The 23,973-nt window shown below is 62.9% G+C and carries 18 protein-coding genes; 6 read left to right on the top strand and 12 right to left on the bottom strand.

The features are described from left to right. Window positions 1–8: 8 nt before the first annotated feature. Window positions 9–1,367, top strand: a complete 1,359-nt coding sequence (locus tag LZC95_47890; protein ID WXA94155.1) for a sigma-54 dependent transcriptional regulator — start codon at window positions 9–11, stop codon at window positions 1,365–1,367. Beyond that, entirely contained in the window at window positions 1,354–2,697 is a 1,344-nt protein-coding gene (locus LZC95_47885; protein WXA94154.1) for an ATP-binding protein, read from the top strand. The genes LZC95_47890 and LZC95_47885 overlap by 14 nt, the downstream gene beginning before the upstream one ends. 7 nt (window positions 2,698–2,704) lie before the next feature. Here LZC95_47885 and LZC95_47880 read toward each other — a convergent pair whose 3' ends face one another. Both LZC95_47880 and LZC95_47875 read right to left on the bottom strand, forming a co-directional pair. Beyond that, window positions 2,705–3,505, bottom strand: coding sequence for a hypothetical protein (locus tag LZC95_47880; GenBank protein WXA94153.1), 801 nt, complete (start codon window positions 3,503–3,505; stop codon window positions 2,705–2,707). A 194-nt stretch (window positions 3,506–3,699) separates the two neighbouring features. After that, window positions 3,700–4,509: a methyltransferase domain-containing protein gene (locus tag LZC95_47875; protein WXA94152.1), complete on the bottom strand. Its 810-nt coding sequence runs from the start codon at window positions 4,507–4,509 to the stop codon at window positions 3,700–3,702. 351 nt (window positions 4,510–4,860) lie between these two features. Here LZC95_47875 and LZC95_47870 point away from each other — a divergent pair, with 351 nt between their 5' ends. Next, complete coding sequence (locus tag LZC95_47870) at window positions 4,861–5,247, top strand: hypothetical protein (protein WXA94151.1); 387 nt, start codon at window positions 4,861–4,863, stop codon at window positions 5,245–5,247. Window positions 5,248–5,281: 34 nt separating this feature from the next. Here LZC95_47870 and LZC95_47865 read toward each other — a convergent pair whose 3' ends face one another. From LZC95_47865 to LZC95_47855, 3 genes are all read right to left on the bottom strand, one after another. After that, on the bottom strand, window positions 5,282–6,142 hold the full coding sequence (locus LZC95_47865) for a hypothetical protein (protein ID WXA94150.1): 861 nt from the start codon (window positions 6,140–6,142) through the stop codon (window positions 5,282–5,284). A gap of 213 nt (window positions 6,143–6,355) precedes the next feature. Continuing rightward, window positions 6,356–7,021 (bottom strand): VOC family protein, encoded by a 666-nt coding sequence (locus LZC95_47860; GenBank protein WXA94149.1) that lies wholly within the window; start codon window positions 7,019–7,021, stop codon window positions 6,356–6,358. 52 nt (window positions 7,022–7,073) lie between these two features. Then, window positions 7,074–7,850, bottom strand: a complete 777-nt coding sequence (locus tag LZC95_47855; protein WXA94148.1) for an SDR family oxidoreductase — start codon at window positions 7,848–7,850, stop codon at window positions 7,074–7,076. 87 nt (window positions 7,851–7,937) lie between these two features. On the opposite strand from LZC95_47855, the gene LZC95_47850 reads away from it, so the two are divergent. Continuing rightward, window positions 7,938–8,825 (top strand): LysR family transcriptional regulator, encoded by an 888-nt coding sequence (locus LZC95_47850; protein WXA94147.1) that lies wholly within the window; start codon window positions 7,938–7,940, stop codon window positions 8,823–8,825. Here LZC95_47850 and LZC95_47845 read toward each other — a convergent pair. Further along, window positions 8,817–9,671, bottom strand: a complete 855-nt coding sequence (locus LZC95_47845) for a proline iminopeptidase-family hydrolase (protein WXA94146.1) — start codon at window positions 9,669–9,671, stop codon at window positions 8,817–8,819. The genes LZC95_47850 and LZC95_47845 overlap by 9 nt on opposite strands. A gap of 234 nt (window positions 9,672–9,905) precedes the next feature. Then, the gene (locus tag LZC95_47840; GenBank protein WXA94145.1) at window positions 9,906–10,577 is read right to left on the bottom strand and encodes a hypothetical protein; all 672 of its coding nucleotides are present in this window, start codon (window positions 10,575–10,577) and stop codon (window positions 9,906–9,908) included. Window positions 10,578–10,861: 284 nt separating this feature from the next. On the opposite strand from LZC95_47840, the gene LZC95_47835 reads away from it, so the two are divergent. Further along, window positions 10,862–12,124 (top strand): glycoside hydrolase family 5 protein, encoded by a 1,263-nt coding sequence (locus tag LZC95_47835; protein ID WXA94144.1) that lies wholly within the window; start codon window positions 10,862–10,864, stop codon window positions 12,122–12,124. A 7-nt stretch (window positions 12,125–12,131) separates the two neighbouring features. On the opposite strand, the gene LZC95_47830 is transcribed toward LZC95_47835, so the two are convergent. Further along, window positions 12,132–13,430 (bottom strand): Hint domain-containing protein, encoded by a 1,299-nt coding sequence (locus LZC95_47830; GenBank protein ID WXA94143.1) that lies wholly within the window; start codon window positions 13,428–13,430, stop codon window positions 12,132–12,134. A 253-nt stretch (window positions 13,431–13,683) separates the two neighbouring features. Between LZC95_47830 and LZC95_47825 the strand changes: the two genes are divergently transcribed. Then, the gene (locus LZC95_47825) at window positions 13,684–16,197 is read left to right on the top strand and encodes an RICIN domain-containing protein (protein ID WXA94142.1); all 2,514 of its coding nucleotides are present in this window, start codon (window positions 13,684–13,686) and stop codon (window positions 16,195–16,197) included. Between the two features lie 4 nt (window positions 16,198–16,201). Here LZC95_47825 and LZC95_47820 read toward each other — a convergent pair whose 3' ends face one another. The 4 genes from LZC95_47820 to LZC95_47805 all read right to left on the bottom strand — a co-directional run bounded on the left by LZC95_47820 (window position 16,202) and on the right by LZC95_47805 (window position 23,637). Continuing rightward, window positions 16,202–18,223, bottom strand: coding sequence for a Xaa-Pro dipeptidyl-peptidase (locus LZC95_47820; GenBank protein WXA94141.1), 2,022 nt, complete (start codon window positions 18,221–18,223; stop codon window positions 16,202–16,204). 195 nt (window positions 18,224–18,418) lie between these two features. Continuing rightward, complete coding sequence (locus LZC95_47815; protein WXA94140.1) at window positions 18,419–19,273, bottom strand: SDR family oxidoreductase; 855 nt, start codon at window positions 19,271–19,273, stop codon at window positions 18,419–18,421. A gap of 24 nt (window positions 19,274–19,297) precedes the next feature. After that, window positions 19,298–20,239: an SRPBCC family protein gene (locus tag LZC95_47810; protein WXA94139.1), complete on the bottom strand. Its 942-nt coding sequence runs from the start codon at window positions 20,237–20,239 to the stop codon at window positions 19,298–19,300. A gap of 380 nt (window positions 20,240–20,619) precedes the next feature. Next, window positions 20,620–23,637 (bottom strand): tetratricopeptide repeat protein, encoded by a 3,018-nt coding sequence (locus LZC95_47805; GenBank protein WXA94138.1) that lies wholly within the window; start codon window positions 23,635–23,637, stop codon window positions 20,620–20,622. Between the last annotated feature and the right edge of the window lie 336 nt (window positions 23,638–23,973).

Below are 23,973 nucleotides of genomic sequence, written 5' to 3'. Positions count from 1 at the left end.
CTACGGCCATGAAGATTCTGCTCGCTGACGATGAGCCTGACGTCCTCGCCGCCCTGCGGCTGCTCGTCAAGGCGGAGGGCTTCGAGGTCGTCACCGCCTCGTCGCCCGAAGCCATCGTCGCGTGCGTCGAGGCGACCGCCGTGGATGTCGCGCTGATCGATCTGAATTACACGCGCGACACGACCTCCGGGCAGGAGGGGCTCGACGTGCTCGCGCGGTTGCGGGCGATCGACCCGACCTTGCCCGTCGTCGTGATGACGGCGTATGGCCGAATCGAAGGCGCGGTCGAGGCCATGCGACGCGGCGCACGCGACTACGTGCAGAAGCCCTGGGACAACACGCGCCTCGTGGCCACCTTGCGCGCGCAAGCCGAGCTTGCGCGGGCCCTGCGCGATGCGCAGAGGCTCGAGCGCGAAAACCGCGCCTTCCGACGCGGCGAGCTGCCGGCGATGATCGCCGAGTCGCGGGCGATGCAGCCGGTGATGCGCCTCATCGATCGCATCGGCCCCTCCGACGCGAACGTCCTCGTTACCGGAGAACACGGGACAGGGAAAGACGTCGTCGCGCGATGGCTGCACGGCGCCTCGAAGCGCAGCAAGGCCCCCTTCGTGCCGGTCAACGCCGGAGGGCTGGCCGACGGCGTCTTCGAGAGCGAATTGTTCGGCCACGTGAAGGGCGCCTTCACCGACGCCAAAGCCGACCGCGTCGGCGCGTTCGAGCTCGCCGATCAGGGCACGCTGTTCCTCGACGAGATCGCGAACATGCCGCCCAGCCAGCAAGCGAAGCTCCTGCGCGTGCTGCAGACGGGGGAGTTTCAGCCGGTGGGCTCCTCCAAAGTGCGCAAGGTGGAGATGCGCGTCGTCTCGGCCACCAACGCGCGCATCACCGACGAAGTGACCGCGGGTCGCTTCCGCGAGGATCTGCTCTATCGGTTGAACACCGTCGAAATCCAGCTTCCGCCGCTGCGCGATCGCCGTGAGGACATCCCGCTTCTCGCAGCGCACTTTCTCCGTGAGCACGCCAGCCGCTACGGGCTTTCGGTATCGCGATTCGATGCCGCGTGCATCGAGCTGCTTCGTCAACACACCTGGCCGGGGAACGTCCGCGAGCTCCGCCACGCCGTGGAGCGCGCGGTGTTGATGGCCGAAGGCGACACCGTCCTGCCCGAGGATTTCGCGCTCAAGGCCAAGGCCGAGGGCGAGCGCAAATTGGAGGATATGACGCTGGAAGACGCCGAAAAGGTGCTGGCGGAGCGTGCACTCGCACGCGCCAACGGGAACGTGGCCGAGGCCGCGCGCGCGCTCGGCCTCAGTCGCAGCGCATTTTATCGCCGTCTCTCCTATTTCGGGCTTCGTGGCGGCGGCTGACGTTCCCCAGGTGCGGCCCCGGTCGCGCAGGCTCGCGCACGACGCGCAGGTCTCGCTCACGGCATTCCTGGGCGCGCTTCCCGGTGCAGCCGTCGCACTCGCTTTTCTGGCGTGGAGCCCCGCGTCCGTGGACCTGCGCATGGCCTTGGCGCTCCTCATCGTGGTGGCGTGGGTGGGCGCAGCGCTCGCCGTGCGCGCGCGGGTGATGCGGCCTCTCCGGACGATGACGAACCTGGTGGAGGCCATTCGAGTCGGCGACTTTTCGCTGCGCGGCACCGGTGCGCGCGCCGGCAACCCGCTGGGCGAACTCATGCTCGAGATCAATGCGCTCGGCGACAACCTCCGCGAGCGGCGCCTTGCCGCACTCGAGGCCGATGCGCTGGTACGCATCGTCCTCGAGCAGGTGGACGTGGCCATCTTCGCCTTCGACGGAGCAAGCCAACTGCGCCTCGTCAACCGCGCGGGCGCCACCTTGCTCGACGCCACCCCCGAGGCGTTGCTCACGCGCTCCGCAACGGAGCTCGGCATCGCGCACTGGCTACGCGCACCCAACGCCTCACGCATCGAGCGCGCGGGCGGTACCTGGCAAATCCGAAAGAGCGTCTTTCGGCGCGGCGGCATTCCACACGAGCTCCTGGTCCTCACCGACGTGAAACGGGTCGTCCGTGAGGAGGAACGCCAGGCCTTCGAGCGGCTCGTGCGCGTGTTGAGCCACGAGATCAACAATTCGCTCGCGCCGATTCAGTCGATTGCGCACAGCCAGCGCGCGCTCCTCACGCGGACGCCGCGTCCGATCGACTGGGAAGACGACATCGCGAGCGGTCTCGAGGTGATCGCGCGCCGGGCGGAAGGCCTGGGTCGATTCCTCACGGCGTACGCGCGGATGGCGCAACTTCCCCCTCCGCGGCACGATCAGGTCGACGTCACCGCACTCGTGCAGCGCGTGGCGGAACTGGAGACCCGTTTGCCCATCCGTGTCACGCGAGGACCGAACGTGCAGCTCGTAGGAGATGCCGATCAGCTCGAGCAGCTTCTCATCAATCTGATTCGCAATGCGGTGGACGCCGCCGCAGAGACGCAAGGCGGCGTGGCCATCCGATGGGAACTCGAAGAGACCTACGTGTTGCTCGAGATCACCGACGACGGCCGCGGCTTGGCCAGCGACGCAAACCTCTTCGTGCCGTTTTTTACGACCAAGCGCGGGGGCACGGGCATCGGTCTTGCGCTGTCGCGGCAGATCGCCGAGGCGCATGGCGGGGAGCTCACCCTGACGAATCGCACGGACGCCACCGGATGCGTCGCGCGGCTGCAGCTGCCGCGTCGCGCTTAGGCGCCATTCACTGCACGCCGCGTTTCGCGAGCTCGGCGCGAACCGGTTCGGCGAGGTTGGGCTTCAGCGCCGTCACCAGCTCTTGAAGCTCCCCCCAACGCTCGGGCGGTACGAGATCCGCCACGCTCAGCACGACATTGATCTGTTTCACCAGCTCGACGGATGCCTTGCGACGTTTTCCTTTTCGTAGAAGCTGCCGAACGCCCGCGAGCCCACCCTGTTGGGGCTCGGAGGGCGGCTCGTAGCACCAATACGCGTACTTGGGGACCGGCCCCTTGCGATGCAGCGTCACGCCGGGCAAGGTGCAGAGCTTTTCCGAGAGCGCTCGGAAGCCGTCTTCCTCGTCGGCCAAGCGTTCCTCGCGGCATTCGAACCACCCTTCGTCGGTGTCGCGCTCGGGATCGATGGCTTCGGTGCCGGCCACCGCAACCATTCCAAGAAACGTGGCCAGATTTGGCGCCACGGTCCACGACTCGCCCTTGCGCACGAGGCACACCTCCCGCTCGTCGAGCGGGCGGCCTGAGCCATCATCGAGGAACCCGGCACAGGTCCCGTTGGCGCCGGTTTCGAGAAAGATCAATGCGTCGTCGGGCACCAAAGGCGTCGCCGTGGGCGATTCCTCATTGAGGTACACGAGATCCATTTGCAAGGGCTCGAACGCGGCCATCGGGCAGAACGGATCGAGCTTGCAAGCCATCCGGGAAAGCTCGACCAAGAGCGGCCCGAGCGGGGCTCCGAGCTGCTCTTCGATTTTCTCGATATCGAGGACGTAGCGCGGGAAGGATCGGTCAGGCGAAGAAGGGATCATGCTCTCGTTGCGCATTCTACGTCAGCGCGCCACGCTTTCTTCCATCCGAAACGCAAGTACAAGCTCTGCGCTGCGAAAGATCCGGCGCGAGCGTCAATCGGGAATGACGAAGGCCAGGCTCTCGTCGGGCCCGTGCACGGGCCGTGAACAAGAGCCGGGGTGACGTCGTTGTCCCATGATGATCGGGAATCGCGCTACCTGCGTAGCAACGGCTGCTTCGTGTACTCGGAGGGCACCGATGTGATCGGGTCCTCCAACTTCGCGTCGGCTTTGCGACGGCCTACGACGCGAACATAACCAAGATGGTCACCACGATCGGCTTCCAGTGCTTCGATTTCCGTGCGATTCGCCGGGCACGCGGTTTTCTGCCAGTCGAGCCAAACTTGCCATCCATCCGGCATCGTGTCGGCCGTTTCGATATCCACAATTCCCGTCCGGCCCCAGTGCCGTTGCCACCACGAGGCCGAATGAAGGCACGCCATGCTGGGCTCCCACCAGCTCCGGAGGTGTTCTGGCACCACGCCATCGATTTCGCGCACCAGCCCAACGCTGGCAATCCCCACCGGACCGCCAGGTTTCAGGAATCGGGCGAGGTAGCTCAGATAGAGATCGTCGGTGCCGTAATAGAGAAAGGAATCGATGCTCACGATGGCGTCGAAAAACTCGGTGGCGAAGGGCAAGGAGCGAGCATCCGCGTGAATCGGAAACACACCGTCTTCGACACCGGCGTCGCGGATGCGCGCGAGCCTCTCCGACGCCCTGAACCACAAATCCGTCGCCCAGACCTGCACCCCAAATTCGCGGTGCAGAAAGATGGACGAAGCGCCCCTTCCGCAGCCGAGATCCAGCACCCGCATACCGGGCCGGAGGCGAAGTGCTCCGGATAGCCACTCCGTCAGCCAAAGCGAGTTGGCGCCGCCGCTGATGCCGGCCATGACCCAATCCGGATGATACGCCGACGCGCGAGGAAACCGCTCCGAGAGCAACCGCGTGTCCGAAGCCATGTGCCAAGCCATACCACACGGGGCCATCGTTCCGAGCCGCGGCCACGATGCCGCCTCGGCCTCGTCGGAGCATTGTTCGCATTGCGGGCGCTTCGTTGTTGCCCAACCAGCCCGCTACGGTTGCGCGCACCGCGAAAACGTCGCCCGAGGCACGCGAACGCGGCGCCTGCTCCCACGTGGCGCATTGATCGGAGCTCTGATGGTGGGGGGCGCCTCGTTGAACACCCGCGCGCACCAATTTGAACGTCACCCTATGGCGTCCCGCGAACATCGCGCGCATGATCAAAGCCTCTTCGAGCAACGACGGATTGCAAGAGAGCAACTCAAGAATGCGAAAGGGGGCGGACGAAGATGAAGCGGGTGACGGTCGAGAACATTGTTTGCGAAGCGTACCGATTGCTTGGAGATCTCGAAGACGTCGTTACCTCATCTCGGCAAATCGGATACGGCGCGACCCACGAGCAGGCCTCTACCTTGGCCGACATGCAGCTCTACCTCGTTCGCATCAAGGCTGCTCTCGGTAAGATGGAATCCACGGCCGCCAGCGAACCAGGCAGTCCCGATTCGGGCATGTTCGAAATGGCCGACACGCAAACAGAAGCCCTCGCGGGCATCGGCCACGACCTTTCCGACGTTCGCGTAGCGCTCCGCCGGATTCAAGGCACGCTTCAGCGAACCGGCGACGGTCACGTCTTCAAGACCGACGAGGTCCCACCTTCGGGGAAGGTCCGAAACTAAGGTCGAGGCCGCGCACTCAGCGCGCTCAGCGCACTCAAAAGGTGAAGGCCATGCCCGAGCTGGCCGGCGCGTAGTAGCTCGCCGTCGAGCGACGTTCGAGGCTGTAGCTCGGAACATCGATGCGGGCGATCGCGGCGAGGTGCGCACTATGCGTCCGCAGGAGTTCGACGCCCAATTCGGCATAGGCACCGATGCCGTTGTTGCTCTCGAAGCCATCGGCGGTGAGCCACGTCCACGCGATGCCACCACCCAGGAAGGGGCTCACGTCGGTCGAGGTCAGGTAGTAGCGACCACCGATGTTCAGCGCGTCGTACATCATCTTGTACGAGTCGTTGGTTTTCCCGGCGAAGCGCGCCCCGACCCCGACGGAAAAGTCCGCCGTTTCGTAGTGAAGGGTGAAATCGACGCCGGGCGCTATCCCCTTCATGTTGGGCGACACCCCGAAGAGGCCGAGCGCGAAGTGCATCGAGCCTTGCTTTCGCTTTGCGTTCTTCGTTTCCTCGTTGGTCAATCCTCCGAGCCGCTCCGTTTGATCCACGGATTTTCCATGAAGGAGCGCATCCGCGATGCGCGGGGCGGCGGTGGCAACTTCCTCGATGCCCGAAAGCTTCATTTGCCGCTGGTCGTGCGCACCGCGCACATCGGCCTCGAGCGTCAGGATCACCGCCGTTCCCAGCTTGCCCAACCCTACTTGGTATACGCCGCCGGGGGCGGGCCCGCCGCGCTGCACCTCGGCGCAAACGAGCTTCGCCGCCGTGCGGGCGTCACCATCGTCGATGCCTTCGTGGTCCGCGAGCTCGCAGCGCCAAGTTGCCACTTCTTGGGCGTGCGCGGTCATCGAGAAGAAGGAGCCCATCGCGCCAAAGAGCGCCAAGCCAAGGCGTGCATATTTCATGAGGCGCGCGATTCCGCAATGGCCGTGCCCCGTGTGCGCAAATCGCAAATCGCGTCAAAAGAGCTCCCTTTTCAAAGACGGTTCGGAACCAGCCACGACGTTAAGGTCATGGCCGTGTAATCGGCCGATGACGCGTGCGGGGCGACCTCTCGCGCCCCTTTCCTTCCGTGGCGTCCATCGACCAAGGTGACGGTGGGGTTCCCTTATAAAACTTCACGGGGCCGGTTTGCCGGCTTGTTCCCGAACCATGTAATCGGCATACCAGTCCGGCCAATTGTCATCGTGGTGGCCGAGTTGTTTCTCGTACTCACCGTGTGCGGCCGCCGCGCGCCGGAATGCACCCGCGAGATCGGACGCCGATGCGAACGCCGTCGTGTTGGCGTCCACGCGTCCCGCCAATCGCGAAGTAACCTCCTGAAGCAGCCAGCCGTTGCCGTCGGGATCGCGGAATGAGGCATACGAGCGGTAACTGCGATGCTCGGGATCCGCACCGCGAACGCGGCGCCGCCCGAACAAGTAGGGCTCGTCCATGCCGCCGTATCCATCGCCGGCGTGGTGGAACGGCTCGCTCACGTCCACGCCGCGTGCGAGCAGCTCGGCGCGGGCGGCCTCGATGTCGGCGACGATGAGGTACAATCCTTGGGCGGTGCCGGGTGCCGCCGCGGTGACGTTCTTTCCGAAGATGACCGAGGCCCCGGAACCCGGCGGTGTGAACTGGATCACGCGGAAGTCATCGCCGTCCCCGAAGTCCGCATCGAGTCTCCAGCCGAGTCTTTCGTAGAACGCCTTTGCGCGATCCACGTCCGACACGGGGATCACGATGACCTCGAGTTTCATGTCCACGGGCCGCGCTTTCTCTTTCTCGATGGCAGTCGTCATGGTTGCCTCCTTGATGCCCCGGGACTACGCGGGCCGGCGGCCCGGGTTTCACTCAACTCGGCGAACGTGGCGGTCTGAACGCAACGTGATGCCCAGCGCTTCCGAACGAGTGCCCGACGAATCCGCCACCATCCACCGGCAAGAGCGCGCCTGTGATGAAGGATGCTTCCTCGGAAACGAGAAACGCCACGGCATGCGCAACGTCTTCCGGAGCGCCGATGTGGCCGAGGGGAATGGCTGCGTTCTCACGAGGGCGATCGGACGTGCGATGCCCCACCGGCGTGCCCACCATGCCGGAACCAATGGCATTGACGCGAATGCCATAAGGCGCAAGGTCGAGCGCCGCCGACATGGTCATGAAATTCACCCCACCCTTGCTGGTCGTATAGCTGAACTTGTTGGGCACGCCGCGGGTGACGGATATCGTGACGTTGACGATGCTGCCTCCCTTTCCGGCATCGCGCATCATGCGCGCCGCATGGCGCATGCACAGGTAATAGCTGCGCAGATTGGTGTGGATGGTCCGCTCCCACGTTTCTTCGTCGCAATCGAAGATGGATTCGTTCTTGGTGTACGCCACGTTGTTGACCAGCACGTCGATACCGCCGAACTTGTCGGCGATATAGGCAAACAAGGACTCGATCTGGCGAGGGTCGGCGAAGTCGAGGGCATAGTACCCGCCCGGTGTGGGCAAGCTCGCGCTCACCTGCTTGACCTCCTCCTCGTGGCGCGAGGTGACGACCACACGATATCCATCCCGCGCGAGCCTTTGCGCGATGGCCTTGCCAATATTGACGGTGGAACCCGTGACCAGAGCAATTTTCGCCATCGATTTACCTCCTGAGCGATTTCCCAAGAATCTAGTGCGCAGGCAGAATGAATCGATTGAAACATACGAACATGCTAGATGCACAAGATGCAATCCGCCGATGCGAACCTTCTGCTGGCCCTCGATGCGCTCCTCCGCGAAGGCAGCGTGACCGGTGCCGCACGCCGCATGAACATTAGCCCGCCGGCGATGAGCCACACGCTTGCACGGTTGCGGGCCGCCGTTGGGGATCCGCTCTTCGTGCGCGCGGGCAATCGCCTGGTGCCCACGCCGCGGGCGCTGGCCATGCGTGATCGCGTGGGCGTGGTGGCGAACGAGATCGATGCGCTGCTTCGGCCCGAGCAGCCGCTGGACGTCGCCACGCTCGAGCGAACCTTCGTGATCCGAGCATCCGATGCCGTCATCGTGACCCTGGGCCGCGTGCTCGAGATGCTCGTGCGCCGCGAAGCACCGCGCGTAGCCCTTCATTTCGTCGCATCGACCGACGGGCTCGAAGTCGATCTCGACATCGGCGTGCAGCACGGGCGCGCGCCCGACGTGCGCATTCAACGCCTCTATCAGGACGACCTCGTTCCCGTCGTCCGGCAGGACCACCCATGGGCCGGGCGTCGAATCAGTCCGAAACGCCTCACCGCACTCGAGGAAGTCGCCGTCGCCACGAAGACGCGACGGGAGGAAGCCCTGCGCAAGCTCCCGAGCCGACAACGCGGCCGGCCACCGAGTCGCATCGTGCCATCGTTTCTGGCCGCGGCATCGTTGGTGCGTGAAAGCGACGCTTACACCGTTCTCCCGGCGCGGCTGGCCGCCATCGTGCTGGGGGCGTTCGGCCTGCGTCGATTGTCCGTGACCGGCACACCGTCGAAGCTCACGTTTGCGCAAGCATGGAGCCCGCGCCTGGACAACGACGCGGGCCATACTTGGTTTCGTGGGTGCGTCCGCCGAGCCTGCACCGGTGCACCGACGCGTCTATCCTGATTGGAGAAAGCGCAGGAGCTCGCGAAAATACGGCATTTGATCGTCGTACATCACCATGTGGCTTCCCTTCTCGGAAATCCACGCGCGCGCGTGCGGGATGAGGGTCGCCATCTTGCGCAACGCCTCCGGATCCATTTCGTCGTATTTGGCGCCCATGACCAACGTGCGAGCCCGAATGCGCGGAAGCTCCGCCCAGCGATCCCAATTCTTGAAGGTGCCCGTGACGACGAATTCGTTGGGGCCCTGCATGTAGTTGTAAATCTTGGCATTCAAATTGCGAAAAGTCCGCTCGATGGGCTCCGGCCACGGGTCGAGCCGGCAGATATGCCGGGTGTAGACCTGCTCCAACATGACCTTTTGGTATTCGGGCGCCTCGTAGTTTCCGACCTTTTCGTATTTGTCCAACGTGGCCTGCACATCTTTGGGCAAGGCCGCGCGAAGCTTGCCCATGTAGGCCATGTACGACGGGACGCTGGCCACCATGTTGGAGATGATCACCCCATCGAGATGGTCGGGGTACGCGAGCGCATACTCCATGGCGAGCATTCCACCCCACGAATGCCCCAAGAGGTAGAAACGCTCGAGCCCGAGCCCCTTTCGCACGGACTCGACCTCGTCGCGGTAGCGTTCCACCGTCCAGAGCTTTGGATCGTCTGGCTTGTCCGAATTCGTCGAATCGAGCTGATCGTAGTAATAAAACTCGATACCGTTCGGCGGAAGAAAGTCCTCGAAACATTCGAAATACGAATGATCGGCCCCCGGCCCGCCATGGAGGAGGAGCACCTTGATGGGCGCATCGCCGACCTTTTTCGTCCAAACGCGATGCCCTCCGCCAATGTCGATCATGCGCGAACCTCCCGTTCGGACGCCTCCGTCGGGCGGAAGCCGTAGTTCGGGTGTGCCCGCGTGCGCTGCGGGCGCACTCCGGGTACACGCCACGGTCAAGGAGGCCAAGCTCGCTGTCACGAAGTCTCGACGGTTCATCGCATTCCTCCGGGATGAGCGCCTTCTATGGGGCCGATCGTCCGAGCCATCGATATCCAATCGCCACGAAATGGCGTAGAGGCCGATTGATTCAGGCTAACCGCCGACCACGAATGCCCCACGGAGGCCGAAAAAGAGCCACATGTGGAGCGCTTTGTCGAAGTCGCTCGAGGAGAGGCTGCCCTGGCTGATCGTCGCCGTCTGGTCGAGCGAGAAGCTGACGAAGGGACCGATGCGAAAGTTGGGGGACGCCCGAAAGTCGACGCCGGTTTGAAAATTGGCAAACTCCCAACCTTTGGCCGAGGCGTCAGCGCTTTCTCCGCGCGTCGTCGACTGCGACAGGTTGAAAACCTCGTAGCCGAAACCGAGGCCGATCCATGGGTCGGTGACCTGCAAGGGCGTGGGGTGGTACTGGACGTTGATGCCAAGGCGAACATCGTTCGCGGAGCAGCTGATTCCGGACGGGCAATTCTTGGTAATGCCGATACCGTATTGGGCATACCCGCCCACGTACAATTCGGGAATGATGCGATAACCGGCATCCAGCCAAAAGGGGACCTGGCCCGTGACGTATTCCGAAATGTCCGGGGCGCGGTCCGCGATCTGGCCAAAAGGAAGAGCGAAACCCGTGCGCAGTCCAATCTCGAGGCCCACCGTCCCGGATTCGAGAGGGTCCTCCTTGGGGACGGGCGCGGGCCCTTGGGCATGGGCCAATGTGGAAAGCGAGAGTCCAACGAGAAGTACGGGAAGCACCCGCGAAGTTTTCATCCTTCGTCCTCTAAATGGATTGGCCGCGCCGTACAAATCGCACCCTCGTGGAATTTGTCGCGGCGTCGCGACAATCGCGCAATGCGACATTCGCGCAATGGGCCTCCTCGTATTCCACTCCGTCCTACTGGTCCGTACCGACAAAGAGATCCCGCCGGCTCAGATACACGTCCTGCTTGACCCTGTAATGCGTATGATTAACATCAAAGCCGCCAAGCTCCCGGGTGACCACCTAGTTGCCCGAGCAGCGATTGATAACTCATTCCAACCGGAGGTAGGGCCCGATGACACTCGTTCGTGGCGGCACACGGTTTTTGTTGAGTGCATTCGTGATGGGACTCGCGGCCTGTGCCGTCGACGGTTCCAGCGAAGAGCAGGCCCGCACGGTGGAAAACGAGACCGTCGCCAAGCAATCCTTGGCGCTCGCACCGAGTATGCTCCACACGCAGGGCCGCAACATCGTCAACGCGAGCGGCCAGGTCGTCCCATTGCGTGGATTCAACCTTGGCGGCTGGCTGGTGTTCGAGAAGTGGATGACGCCCATGGACAGCGGCAGCCTCGCGGACAATTACGCCGTCCTGCAGCAACTCGACAACCGCTTTGGCATCGCCACCGAGCAAAGCCTCATCAAATCGTATCAGCAAGCGTGGCTTACCACGCTGGATCTCGACAATGTGAGGAACGCTGGATACAACGCCCTGCGCGTACCGGTCTGGTACGGCAATTTTTATCCCATCAACAACATCTCCAATGGCGGTTGGCGCTCCGACGCCTTCGAGATGCTCGATTGGGTGGTGAACAATGCGGGTGCGCGGGGGCTTTACGTCATCATCGACATGCATGGTGCCGTCGGAGGACAAAGCACGGCCGACCACACCGGTCGCTCGAACCAGAACCAATATTGGAACAGCGACAACAACAAGGGGAATACGGCGTGGATGTGGTGGCAAATCGCCAACCGCTACAAGGGAAACCCCACGGTGGCCGGCTACGACTTGCTCAACGAGCCCACGGGTGCCCCGAACACGCAGGCCGTGTGGGACGCGTACAGAAACCTCTATTCGTCGATTCGCTCGGTCGATCCCGATCACATGATCTTCATGGAGGGAACGTTCGGCAATTGGAACTGGAGCATGCTCCCGCCTCCCTCGCAGTACGGCTGGACCAACGTCGTCTACGAGATGCACGAGTACCAATTCAATGGCACCGAGGCGCAGGTCCGAGCGGGCACGGATCGGCAGGTGGCGGATTTCAACAATCACGCCTCCTGGAATGTGCCGGGCTACATTGGCGAGTTCAACTGCTTCGATTATCCGAACGCGTGGACCTATACGAAAAATGCGTACAACAACGCCGGACTGAGTTGGACCATGTGGTCCTACAAATCCACGAATGCCCTGAATCCCACGCCCTGGGGATGGTACGGACCGACGTCGTGGAGGACGACGCCAAACATTTCGAGCAACTCGGCGGATGCGATCCGCAGTGCCTGGCAGCAATGGCAAACATCGACGTCGTTTGCCAAAAATACGCGAATCGGTTTGTAGCGACCGACTATTTGCAGCTCGCCCCGGGCTTCGTATAGATCAACTTCTGCTGCAAGGTGTCGGCGTCGACCTGATAGACGCAGTTGACCTTGGGGTTCGCCTTGAGCTGAGGAAACTCGATGCGGTCCCACGTGGAGTTGTCGCGCCGATCGGAGCCCGCGAAGAAGTACGCATTGCCGCTCGCCTTCCCTGCGTAAATGCGGGATTCGGTTCGCCACCAATCTTTCGTCGTCGGGTCCTTGGGATTCCATTTCGCGGAACAGATGCCCTGATCCTTGATCCTGCCCTCGAGGGTGTTGCGGCCATTGGCCCTGGCCCAGGCCTCGGCGGATTCTTTGACGTCCGTTCCCTTGCTGTCGCGCCCAGACCAGAAGACGGCCCCATCGGGATCGGCGGTGATTTTGCCTCCGGTGCTGGCGGGGCTGTCCGGTTTTCCGCCGCTCTTGGCACAAGGATCCGGCGGCGGCTTTTTCGAATTCCCGGGATCGCCTTTCGAGTTCCCGGGATCGCCTCGCGAGTTCCCCGGGTCTCCTTTGGAATTTCCAGGGTTCTTGTCATTCGTCGAATCCGGCGGCGGCTTTTTCGAGTTCCCCGGATCTCCTTTGGAGTTGCCGGGAGGAGCGCCGCCCCCCGGGCCCGCTTTGCCGCCCTTGCCGCCTTTGCCGCCTTTGCCCCACTTCCCGGGTTTGCCTCCCGGCCCTCCGGGCACCCCGAAGTCGTCGCGCATGCACTGGTTGTGAACCCAGATGCCCGTGCGACCGACGAAGAACGTATGGTCGACATCGACCTCGAGGTTGTAGACCATCGCCTCCTGCGGGATGGGCAGCACCTTGGCGACGTGCACTTCGTGGCCATCGCGATCGAGCAATGCTTCGTTGACGCGAAGTTCCTCAGCCGCAATCCACCCGCGGTCGAGGGTGAAATAGGGATGTTCAGGGGTTGAACGAACGCGCTCGCGCTCGCCATCGATCGTCATCCAAATCACATCGACCAACGAAGGTGCGGCACGGACGAATGTGCGGGTGATGTGACGAGGTGCGACCACGTCGTCCGACTCTCCGCGGGCCAACACCAGATCGCCCACCGCGAGGCTCTCGATGGGACGTTCCCCCGACGGCGTCGCCACGAGTGTCCCGGCGACGAAGCACTGGCCTTCCGTGTGGCAATGGTCCTCGCCCAAATCGCACGCACGTGGCGCGCTTCGAACTTGGCCGACGGCCACGAGCACAAGCATGCCAATGACCAAGAACAGATACTTCAACTTGGAAATATGGCGACGGCGCAGCGCGTGACGGAAAGCGTCCATGGGTACCCCATTTTCTCCGTACGCAAACGTTTAGCTCACGGAGCGCACCCGCGTCGGATCAAAATGAATCCGACATCGAAATTGCGGTTGCAACACGCGACGTGAACCGCATTTGGACCAGGGCCCCATCGAAGTTCAGTGGAGGTCTTCCGAACGACAGAGTGGGCTCGACACCTCCGATCATTTGGTACCGAATCGTGGCACTGCGAGTGGGCACGAGCGCGGGTGCGCGGTCAGTGATATCGTCGCGTGCATGCTGACCGCAAAGGGGACCTGGTGCGGTGTGCTCGCAGGTGGGTTGGCCATCGCGGGATGCATCGACACGGATGGCAGCTCGCGTTCGCGTGCGGAGTCCATCGCGCTGGCCACGGGAACGTCGTTCCTGAATCATGCGGCACTCCTCGGTCAGGTGGAGGATCCAGGGTGGTTCGAGCGCAACATCCCTTTTTTCGAGGCACCGGACGATGCCATTCAGCGCGTTTATTACTACCGATGGCAAAGCTACAAGCAGCACCTGGTGTACACGGGGGCTCAGTATGGCTTTCTCTCGAACGAGTTTTTGACCCCCGTTTTCTATGGCGCACCGTACGGCGGCATCAATGCCGCGGCCGGGCATCACATCCGCGAGGGACGCTGGCTTCGCGATCCGACCTACGCGAAGGACATCATCGACTATTGGCTCAACGGGCCGGGGATCTTTCCCAAACCGAAAGACGAATCGGTCAATCCCAATACCACCGATTGGGCCCACGAATACAGCTTTTGGGCGGCCAGCGCGGTGTGGGATCACTACCTCGCCACCGGCGATACGTCATTTACCTTGGGGGAGCTCGCTCCTCTGGTGGCCCAATACCACGGGTGGGACCACCAATTCGACGCAACGCTCGGCCTGTATTGGCAGGTTCCCGTGTGGGATGCCACGGAGCTCTCGGCGTCGTCGTACGAATCGAGAGATCCGTACCATGGTGGCGCCGGATACCGGCCCACGCTCAACGCGTACCAGTATGGGGACGCGCGCGCCATTGCCAAGATGGCTCGCCTCGCAGGAGACTCGGCCCTGGCCAGCGACTTCGACGCCCGCGCCTCCGCACTGCAAAGTGCCCTGAAAGCGCATTTGTGGGATCCCCAGCGCCAATTCTTCTATGGCATTGCCCGCGACGAGAATCCGACGAAGGCGTTCACCTCCTCGCGCGAGGCCATGGGGTTCATTCCGTGGATGTTCGATATGGCGCCTCCCTCGGCCTCCATCGCGTTTCGGCAGCTTCTCGATCCCAATGGGTTCGGCGCCCCCTACGGCCCCACCACCACGGAGCGGCGGAGCCACTGGTTCATGCACGAGGCCAACGACGGCTGCTGCCGCTGGAATGGCCCCTCGTGGCCCTTTGCCACCTCGCAGATCCTAACCGCGGTGGAAAACGTGCTCCTCGATTACTCGCCCCAGGGAGACATTTCGGCGGGTGACTACGTCGCGCTGCTTCACACGTACGCCGTGACGCAATTCAAGAATGGCTCTCCGTATGTCGCGGAGGCCCATCAGCCCGATTTGGACTCATGGATGTACGACGGGTACAATCACAGTGAGGATTACAACCATTCGACGTACGCCGACAACGTCATCTCCGGGCTGATCGGCCTTCGTGGACGCCCCGATCCACGCGTGACCGTGGCGCCCTTGGCCCCCGCGAGCTGGGACTATTTCGCCCTCGAGAATGCACCTTACCATGGGCACCTGTTGACGATTCTGTGGGACCGCACGGGCACCCGTTACGGAGCGGGGCCGGGGCTGCACGTGTACGTCGACGGGACGAAACGCGCGAGCCAGCCGTCGACGAACGCGCTCACCGTCGACGTCGGGCCCGCGGTGCTCGCCCCCTCGGAGACGCGGGTGAACCTGGCGGCCAATGGCCAGCATTTCGGCCACGGCGTGCAGCCATTCGCATCGTACACGTCGCCGTACGACGATGTTTGGCGCGCGATCGACGGCATCGTTTACCGCAATGGCATTCCGCAGAACAGCCGCTGGACCACCTATGCGAGCCCCAACGCCCAGGACCATTTCGGCATCGATTTTCAGCGCCAGGTCATCCTTGGCAATGTGACCCTGTACTTCTACGACGACGCGGGGGGTGTGCGCGTTCCCGCGAGTTACGATCTCCAATATTGGAGCAACGGCGCCTGGTCATCGGTGCCGAATCAGGCGCGTTCCCCGTCGCTGCCGGCGGCCAATGCACGACAGACGATTCGCTTTCCGACGCTCGCCACGTCCAAGCTTCGCGTCGTCGCACCCAACCGAGGTGGCAACGTGGGCTGGGGCCTGAGCGAATTCGAAGCATGGGGCGAGCCAGTGTTTCACCTGGTGAACGTGCACAGCGGCAAATTGCTCGCCGTCGAGAACGCGGCGCACCAGGCCGGTGCCCAGGTCCAGCAATACCGTGACAATGGCACGCGCGACCATTTGTGGCGGTTCGTGCGCGCCCCGGGTGGGCAGTTCAAAATCGTGAACGAAAATAGCCATCTGGTCCTCGGGATCCGCCACGCCTCCCTCGAGAACAGCGCGGGCGCGGTCCAATGGAGTGACGATGGCGGTCCCGATCACGTGTGGCGGCTGATCGACACGGGCGGAGGGCGATTCAAGATCAAAAACTCGAACAGTGGCAAGCTCCTCGCCGTATCCGGAATGTCCACGGAGGACAGTGCCAATGTCGTGCAATTCGAGGACAATGGAACACAAGACCATCTGTGGACATTGCAGGCTACCCAGTATTGAGCGATCAGTAGAACGTCGCCGTGGGATCGAAGCTGTCGGGCCAATCCGTCGGACGGGGAGCATGGATCCAAGGGGCGACGGGCGCGGTCGCGTCCTCGGCGGGCGCGAGAACCTCACGCGCGGAGACCGAGGTCGCCCCCGTATCCACGATGGGAAGACGCAGCGTGGACGTTGCAAGGTCGACGTCGATGGTGGCACCCGTCGTTTGCGGGGCGGTCAATTCGCGGTCGCTGGCAACGATGACCAGGCCGAGGACGTGCCCCGCATCGATGACGGCGTCGTCCACGTCGAGCGGCACCACGACCTCGTACCACGTGCTCGAATTCAGTGAGGTCGGATTCCGAAGTGAGTCGCGGTGTGCGGCATCGAGCCAGCCGCGCGTGATGACTCCGTAATCGGTATTCGAAACATCGAGTTTCGTGTCCTTGTAGCAAGCATCGTCGCCCGTCGACGATTCGCCCCAGCATGAAGACGTCGTCAGATTGACGATCCCGTCCACGCCCGATCGGAAACTGAGATTCCGGCTGGCGCTGCCATAATCGACAAGGCGCGCGGTGAATTCGGTCGTCGGCTTGTTGGCGCGAATGCGCAACTTCACGTTGGCCGCGCCGGAAATCCGAATCGCCCTGGTGAGCTTCTGGCTCAAGAAGACGAGGCGCCCATTCTTGGACGTGTTCGGGCTCGAGGTGGCATCGGCTTCGGTCAACGATGGAACGTCCGTGAAGGTGCGGACCGGCGCCACCTCCGTGCTGGAGGGGAGCCCTCCGATGGTGCCCGTGCGCCCGTCGCCAATGCCCAATGCGAGCGACTCCGTGTGCACGCCCTGCGCAGGCCAAACGGCATCGTCGGTCCACATCCCCGGCGCGCGTTCGACGGACGCCATCGGCTCCTGCATGATGCCGTTGTCCAAGCCCAGAAGCCAATGATCGAACCAGCGATGCAGGGTATTGACCCACTCCTCGCGCCGGAAATCGAACGGATCCACGTGGGCCACCTGTGGCAGCCAGATCTTGCGCGGCACGTTCCGGGCTGCCAGCGCATTCCACCAAGGACCAAATTGATGCGGCGTCACGTTCCAGTCGTTGAGTCCATGGACGACGAACACGCTCGCGCGAACTTTGGATACGTCGGGAATGTAATCGCGCTGGGCATAGAAATCGTTGTAGTTGCCGGTGGCGTCGTCCTGGCCCGTTCGGAGGGCGCGCGTTTGGGCATCGCAAACGCCGGAGGGGCGGCCGCTCATGCTCGTGGCCAGTCCGCTCATCCGATTCGAGCCGCGGAGCGTGCCGTTGGCGCGAACGTAAACGTACCAGCTGCTGATCCCGGCAATGGGTACGATGGTCGCCAAGCCGTCGACTCCCGTGGCGGCCACGCCATTGGCGATGGTCCCGTCCCACGATTTCCCAATCATGCCGACCTTGCCCGTCGTCCAATCGGCGACCACCGCCGTGCCGTTCGCACGCCGTGCCGTCGCGCGCCCGTTGAGCCAATCGATGACGGCTTTCGTGGCGAGAATCTCTTCTTTTCCGCCCACGTCGAGGCAGCCCGTCGAGCGATTGGTGCCCGCCAGGTCGACGCCGATGAAGGCATATCCCCGCGGCACGAAGTAGTTATCATAATACAACGGCATTTTTCGAATGACGCCGGACGCGTCGTAGCTCTTCAGCTCCGCCTCGTTTCCGCGTCCTCGATTGCTGTAATACGGCGACGCCTCGAGGATGACGGGGACCTTCGTCGTGTCGCCCGCGGGAAGCCGAGGTCGCACGATGTCCACGGCCACTTTATCGGGCTTGCCATCACCGTCGTTGTCGAGCGTCGTTTCGACCCACACCGCCTCGCGAACGGCATCGGCGTACGAATAAATCGGCGTACTCTCCGTCACGCGCTCGAGGACGTGCGCGCCACCGGATGCCTGCGTTTCGTCGGCGTCCGCCCCGGAGCATGACGCGAGAACGAGCGGCAGTCCCGACACGGCCGCCAAGCGCGCCGCGCGTGCTGCAAGAATATCGATTTTCAGATGAGCCATGGCTTGCGACCTCGATGGAATGGATCGCCCCTCTTGCGGAGTAGGCAGCGCTATTGCCACTCCGCAAGGGCTCCCGCGGGGCGCTCGAAGGCGCACGGCCGCAGGACCACTCATCCGGAATCGACGACCGGTGAGGTAGCACGCTCCAAAGGCGGGCGCAACGATTGAAGCGCCCGCCGGTGCGGCGTTGGGATGCTATTTCGACTTTTCCCCGGACACCGCCGCGCTCAGTTTGAACACCACGTTGCCCGTCGGATCCGTGTACTTGTAGGACGCCACAGTCTTGACCATGTCCGACGTTGGATAGCGGAAATGCGGCGCATCGGTGGTTGCCGCCTCCACGATGATGCGCGCAATGTCGTCGCCCGTTTGCGCTTCCGAGGAATAACGAGCCTCCACGGCGCTCATGTACGATTTGAGCATCGGTGCGTACGGATCGTTCGACGCAGCGGGTTGGCGCCCGGTCGCCTCGAGCACGTTGTTCACGAACTCGGTATTCACGGGCCCGGGTTCGATGAGCGAGAGGTGCACACCGAAGGCCCGTGCCATGGGCACGAGGCTCTCCATCAGCCCTTCAACGGCAAACTTGGCGGCGCAGTATGCATCGTTGAAGGGCTGACCGAGGAGACCGCCGACGCTCGACACGGTGATGATGCGCCCGGAGCGCGCGGCACGCATGTGCGGGAATAGCGCTTTGGTCGTACGGACCACTCCGAAGAAGTTCACGTCCATCATCCGCTCGAACTCGGTGAGCGGAGTCTGCTCCAGGGAGCCCAAATAGCCCGCCCCCGCGTTGTTCACCAACACGTCGACCTTGCCGTAGCGGGTGAGTATTTCCGAAACGACGGCGTCGACCGATGTCGGCACGGAGACGTCGAGGGCACGGATGTCGAGCGTCACCCCTTCACGCGCAGCACGCTCGCGCAGAGGGCCGGCCTTCTTCACGTCCCGCAGGGTTGCAATGACCGTGAACCCGGCGCGGGCCAAGCCCACCGCCGAGGACAATCCGATTCCAGACGACGTACCCGTCACCAACGCAATCTTGGGCATGATTTCTCCGTGGAGGTGTTGTTCTTAGGAGGCGCGGCCACCGAGGGCAGAATTGATGAATTTCACACCGGCCTTCAGCCGATCGAGGATCGCCTTTGCGCTTTCTTCCTTGTTCCCCGTGGGGATGAAAAGAAGATCGTACCGGAAGGCGCTCTTTTCGTTCCCCCGCGGTTCGAGATGAATTCTACCTTTGTAATAGCTAACTGGGAACGAGCCTTTCAGGATTTGGTACTCGAGCGTGCGGCTGTCGTCATCCTTGGACACCAAGCGCTCCGAGATCGAATATCCTGCCTTGAAGCGGATCTCGCGAAGGTACGGGTCCTTGGCGTCGATCTTCACCGATTGGCCATCGAGCACCCAACTGATGTCGTTCCAATTGCTGATGATGGACCAGAGCCGGTCGGCGGGAACCTGCACTTCCTCCGCCAATTGTGCAGTTTGATATCCGTGCTTCTGCTGGATGAACTCCTCGAGCCTCGGCAACCGCTGGAGGATCAGCGGGTCGACGTGCGAGAAGATCTGGGCGGCGGTCTCCGGCTTCTGCAGGACCATCTTCAACTCGAGTGTCGCCAAGGTGTTGCCCGGCGAGTCGTCCGTCTCGGTGATGGGAACGAAGGCCAGCTTCGCGCTGTAACGCTTGAACACCTGCGTTTCGCCCGGGACGATGATGCTCCACACGTAATCGTGGTCATCCTGCTCCACGAGCTTCTCCAGCACTTGCTGTCCGTTCCAGTCGAACTCGATGACCGAGCCCACGCCGTCGCCCCCCGAGACGAGCTTCACCGGCGAAGCCGTTTCCTGGGAGGCATGAATGAATTGCTGCAGTTCCAGATAGCTCTTGGAGATGTGAGGCCACACCTCTTCGATCGGATAAGGGAAGACACGACTGGTAAACCGCGTGAACTCTTGGTTGATGCCGTTCAATTTACCGACAAAAACGCCCGATTCGTTGGCAGTTGCGTTCATTCGTAGTCTCCGTTGTTGAAGTCGCTCGATTCGAGATGGCGCAAGCGAAAGCTACGAAATGTCGGTGCATCATCGGCATTTCGATATTCTATCTAGAGAATATTATTTTATGCGCGCGCGGTTGACCCGATGTATTTTCGTCAGCGCCCGCCGCATGCCCCTCTTCACGGCATCATACATCGACCGTGATGCAAACGCTCTACTCCAACGGTACGACGGCGCAAGAAATTAAGAAGTGACGACACACAGTTGCCGAAGGAACAGTTCGTGTCCGGGAGGGGGTGCCGGATTACCCTCCAACAGCTGATCGATGCGCGGACGCGCCGTTGTCACGAAGGTACGACGAAGACGTCATCGCATTTCGTTCTGCGTAAGAGCGTTCATCGTTGGGGCGTGGATGTCTTGGTCAGCCATGTCTCTACGGCAACGGCGTTTTCGGCGTCGGCGCGGCCGCCATGCCGGAAGGTGTCGGCCGCTTCGGTGGCAAGGCGTCGGGCGCGATCGCGATCGCCGCCGCTGTCCCAAAGAACGCGGGCAAGGGCGAAGCCGATAATCCCACGCTGGAGGGGGCGAGGAGGAATCGCCTCGACCTCGAGAAGCTTCTGCGCGCGTTCGAGCGCCACCACTGCGGCGGGGAGCCGGCCGAGCTGCTCGTACGATTCGCCGACACACGAGAGGGCCCATGCGAGGGAGATCCCGCGGGCCACGGGCGGGCGCTCCGCCGCCTCGAGCACCGCGGTGCAAACTTGCAGCGCCTCCCGCTCGCGATGCAGCGCGCGCAAGATCCGTCCCAACCCGACGGCATAGAGGATCGTCAGCGCGTGACCGGGGCCTGCCATGCGCCGGCCCATGGCGAGCGCCTCCTCGAACGAGCTGCGCGCCACCTCCAGCTGGCCGAGCATCTCTTCGGCGCGAGCAAGACCGGAAAGGCGGGCATGTCGGTTCGGCTCGTTCGGCGAGGCCATGGCGTACGCACGGCGATAGAGAGACAAGGCAACGTCCGGCTGAGCGTCCGCCAAATAGGCTCTTCCCAACGTGGAAAGCGAATACCCCAAGTCCTTGTTCTCGAGGGAAGAGGATTGCTCGATGATGGCGCGCGCACGCTGCCCCACCGCTTGCATTCCCGCACTGTCGCCTTGCTCGCCAAGCAATTGTGCCAGCAAAGCCAATGTTTCCACGATGGCCGGATAGTCATTACCAAATAGCGCTTCGGTCTCGCTCAAAGCCGATTTGATGTGCGCGCTTGCCCTGTCGAGTTGACCGAGACTTTGCTCGGCAATCGCCAAGTTCTGGTAGATTTCGATACGAAATACGTTGTTCTCACCGAATACTCGTCGCGACATCTCCAGGGCCGCGGCGAGGTGTCCCGCGGCCGCCTCGTATCGACCTGCCCGGGTTTCGATGATGCCCAGGTCGAACAAAAGCTCGACATGGGCCGGGCCTTGGGGATCGAAGCGCTCCACCGTAGCCTGAACGAAGGGGATCAGAGGCTCGACGTCCCGCGTGCGTCCTTGGCTGTTGCCGATCACGCGGATCATCTGCAACCAAATCAACGGCAGCAATCGTTCTTGACCACTCGCTTCGGCTTCGGCGAGCGCCTGCACGATGCTCGCTTCCGACGCGTCGTATTCGGCACCGGTTTCCTGCACCATGCTGAGATGGTGGAGCGCTTCCGCGGCGAGCCCTCGGTCGGGCAGCTTGCGCGCCAGCTCCAACGCTTCCCGTGCCGCGGATTCTCCGGGTGCAACCTTGTGGGCATCATTGAGCGCACGACTTTGAGCGAGAAGATCGCGAATGCGTTCGACGGTGTTGGAGGTCGCGGCGTCGTGCGCCGGCAACCGCGTGAACGCGAGGACCGCAGGATTCAGGCAGCTCGATACCGAGCCGAGTCGAAGAAGGACCTCGTGGGCGCGGGCGCGCACGTCCCGATCGCCCTCGGCGAGTACGTCGGTTGCGGCCCGCAACTCGCGGCGCCGCTCGTCGAGACACGACGCGGACCGCGCGTGCGTCGCACTGTCTTCGGAGCGCCACCCGTCCGCGCTCCGACAGAGCTCCACGCTCGTGTTTCTCCACTGCTCCGCGTACGTATCCACCGCGGCCGCAACGCTTTTCCATAGAGCGCGCCCGAAGGCCTGCCCGTCGCCCACGAAGACGGCCTCGATCTTCTCCCGTCGCGGCGTGTCCCAGATCCCGGCAAGCGCCTGCGTCGCCGCAGCATCGCAACGCTGCGCGCGATGTTTCTGAATGGCCGGCACGCCAAGGATGGCCCCCGCGGCGCACGCGATCGCGGCGATGGTGATGCCACGACGCCTTCGCCGCCGTGGAACGCGGGCCAAGTCATCGAGCAGGTGCTCGAGCGATGGGTATCGATTCGCAGGATCGCGCGACAGGCCACGCCGCAACACGCGCAGGTATGCCGGATCCAACCGCCGGCCCGTGTCCACGATTTCCCCGGCGCAAAGCGCCACCATGGAAATCTTGGTCCCTTTCAAAAAGGGATGCTGCCCGAACAGCGCTTCGTAGGCCACGCAGGCGAAACTGAATTGGTCGCTGCGCGCGTCGGCATGCTGCCCGAGGTACTGCTCCGGCGCCATGTAAGCCGGCGTCCCGAGGAATGCGCCCGTCTCGGTGATGCGGAGGTCCAACATCGAAGGAGACTCGCCCGGGCGCGGCACCGACACGAGATCCGCGGCTTTGTGGGCATTGACCGCACGTGCGAGGCCGAAATCGACGACTTTGGCACGCTGCTCGCGATCGACGAGCACGTTCTCGGGTTTGAAGTCGCGATGGACCAGGCCCGCGTCGTGCGCCGCCGCGAGCCCGCGTCCCGCCTGATCGAGCAACCGCAACGACGTTCGTGGATCGTGTGCGGCGCGGCGCATCACATCGCGCAAGGTGCTGCCCTCGATCAACTCCATGGCAAAGAACACCTGTTCGCGAAACTCACCGACATCGAAAATGGCGACGACGTTCGGGTGAACCACCTGCGCCAGAGCCTGAGCCTCACGCAAAAGGCGCGGTTGCGGCGGATCGTCGTCCGCAGTGCGCGGTCGAACGCGAATCAGCTTGAGGGCAACGTTGCGATTGAGTTTCGGATCGTAAGCACGGTAAACGCTCCCCATTCCGCCGGTGCCGATCAAATCGACCACCAGATAGCGACCGACCAGCGTACCCGGTTGAATGGACGCCCCATGGGATCGATCGCGCCTCGGGTGGCGCTCGTTGGGCGAACGCGCATGCGATGTGAGCGTTTCGTTGTCCGGCGTCGGCATTCGCTCGAAAAGCTTGCAGCTCGTACAATCGGCCAAGTGCGCTTCGATGGCCTCGCGCGACGCCGGGTCCAGTTGTCCCGTGGCGAAGGCCTGAAGGTCTTCCTGCGAAGGGCACGGTCGATCCATCAGGACCCGACGCTGCTCCGATTGTCACGGAAAATCAAGTCGGCACGGATTGAGCTCAACCAAGCTCGCGCGAATGTGTCCGAAGTTCGATTGAACCGGCGTATTCTTGGTGCCGTGATGCTCACCGGTGGATGTCAGTGCGGGAACGTACGTTACGCAAGCGAGGGCGAGACTCTGGGGCTTTATATTTGCCATTGCCGCGAATGCCGAAGGCAATCGGCCTCGGCGTTCGGCATGTCGCTTCAAGTTCCCCGCGCGGGCTTCGGATTGACCCGCGGTACTCCGAAATGGTGGACCCGCGGAACGGACAGCGGCGGAAGGCTCCGATGCGCATTC

The sequence above is a fragment of the Sorangiineae bacterium MSr12523 genome (assembly GCA_037157775.1).
In the GTDB taxonomy this organism is placed as follows: Bacteria; Myxococcota_A; Polyangia; order Polyangiales; family Polyangiaceae; genus Pendulispora; species Pendulispora brunnea.
The sequence above is the reverse complement of the archived record's forward strand: the minus strand, read 5'-3'. Positions and strand labels throughout refer to the sequence as shown.

What these genes read in the sequence shown, in the direction of transcription:
- LZC95_47890 (WXA94155.1), top strand. Translation starts at nt 9, where the DNA reads ATGAAGATTCTGCTCGCTGACGATGAGCCTGACGTCCTCGCCGCCCTG.
- LZC95_47880 (WXA94153.1), bottom strand. Translation starts at nt 3,505, where the DNA reads ATGATCCCTTCTTCGCCTGACCGATCCTTCCCGCGCTACGTCCTCGAT.
- LZC95_47875 (WXA94152.1), bottom strand. Translation starts at nt 4,509, where the DNA reads ATGGCTTCGGACACGCGGTTGCTCTCGGAGCGGTTTCCTCGCGCGTCG.
- LZC95_47870 (WXA94151.1), top strand. Translation starts at nt 4,861, where the DNA reads ATGAAGCGGGTGACGGTCGAGAACATTGTTTGCGAAGCGTACCGATTG.
- LZC95_47865 (WXA94150.1), bottom strand. Translation starts at nt 6,142, where the DNA reads ATGAAATATGCACGCCTTGGCTTGGCGCTCTTTGGCGCGATGGGCTCC.
- LZC95_47860 (WXA94149.1), bottom strand. Translation starts at nt 7,021, where the DNA reads ATGACGACTGCCATCGAGAAAGAGAAAGCGCGGCCCGTGGACATGAAA.
- LZC95_47855 (WXA94148.1), bottom strand. Translation starts at nt 7,850, where the DNA reads ATGGCGAAAATTGCTCTGGTCACGGGTTCCACCGTCAATATTGGCAAG.
- LZC95_47850 (WXA94147.1), top strand. Translation starts at nt 7,938, where the DNA reads ATGCAATCCGCCGATGCGAACCTTCTGCTGGCCCTCGATGCGCTCCTC.
- LZC95_47845 (WXA94146.1), bottom strand. Translation starts at nt 9,671, where the DNA reads ATGATCGACATTGGCGGAGGGCATCGCGTTTGGACGAAAAAGGTCGGC.
- LZC95_47840 (WXA94145.1), bottom strand. Translation starts at nt 10,577, where the DNA reads ATGAAAACTTCGCGGGTGCTTCCCGTACTTCTCGTTGGACTCTCGCTT.
- LZC95_47835 (WXA94144.1), top strand. Translation starts at nt 10,862, where the DNA reads ATGACACTCGTTCGTGGCGGCACACGGTTTTTGTTGAGTGCATTCGTG.
- LZC95_47830 (WXA94143.1), bottom strand. Translation starts at nt 13,430, where the DNA reads ATGGACGCTTTCCGTCACGCGCTGCGCCGTCGCCATATTTCCAAGTTG.
- LZC95_47825 (WXA94142.1), top strand. Translation starts at nt 13,684, where the DNA reads ATGCTGACCGCAAAGGGGACCTGGTGCGGTGTGCTCGCAGGTGGGTTG.
- LZC95_47820 (WXA94141.1), bottom strand. Translation starts at nt 18,223, where the DNA reads ATGGCTCATCTGAAAATCGATATTCTTGCAGCACGCGCGGCGCGCTTG.
- LZC95_47815 (WXA94140.1), bottom strand. Translation starts at nt 19,273, where the DNA reads ATGCCCAAGATTGCGTTGGTGACGGGTACGTCGTCTGGAATCGGATTG.
- LZC95_47810 (WXA94139.1), bottom strand. Translation starts at nt 20,239, where the DNA reads ATGAACGCAACTGCCAACGAATCGGGCGTTTTTGTCGGTAAATTGAAC.
- LZC95_47805 (WXA94138.1), bottom strand. Translation starts at nt 23,637, where the DNA reads ATGGATCGACCGTGCCCTTCGCAGGAAGACCTTCAGGCCTTCGCCACG.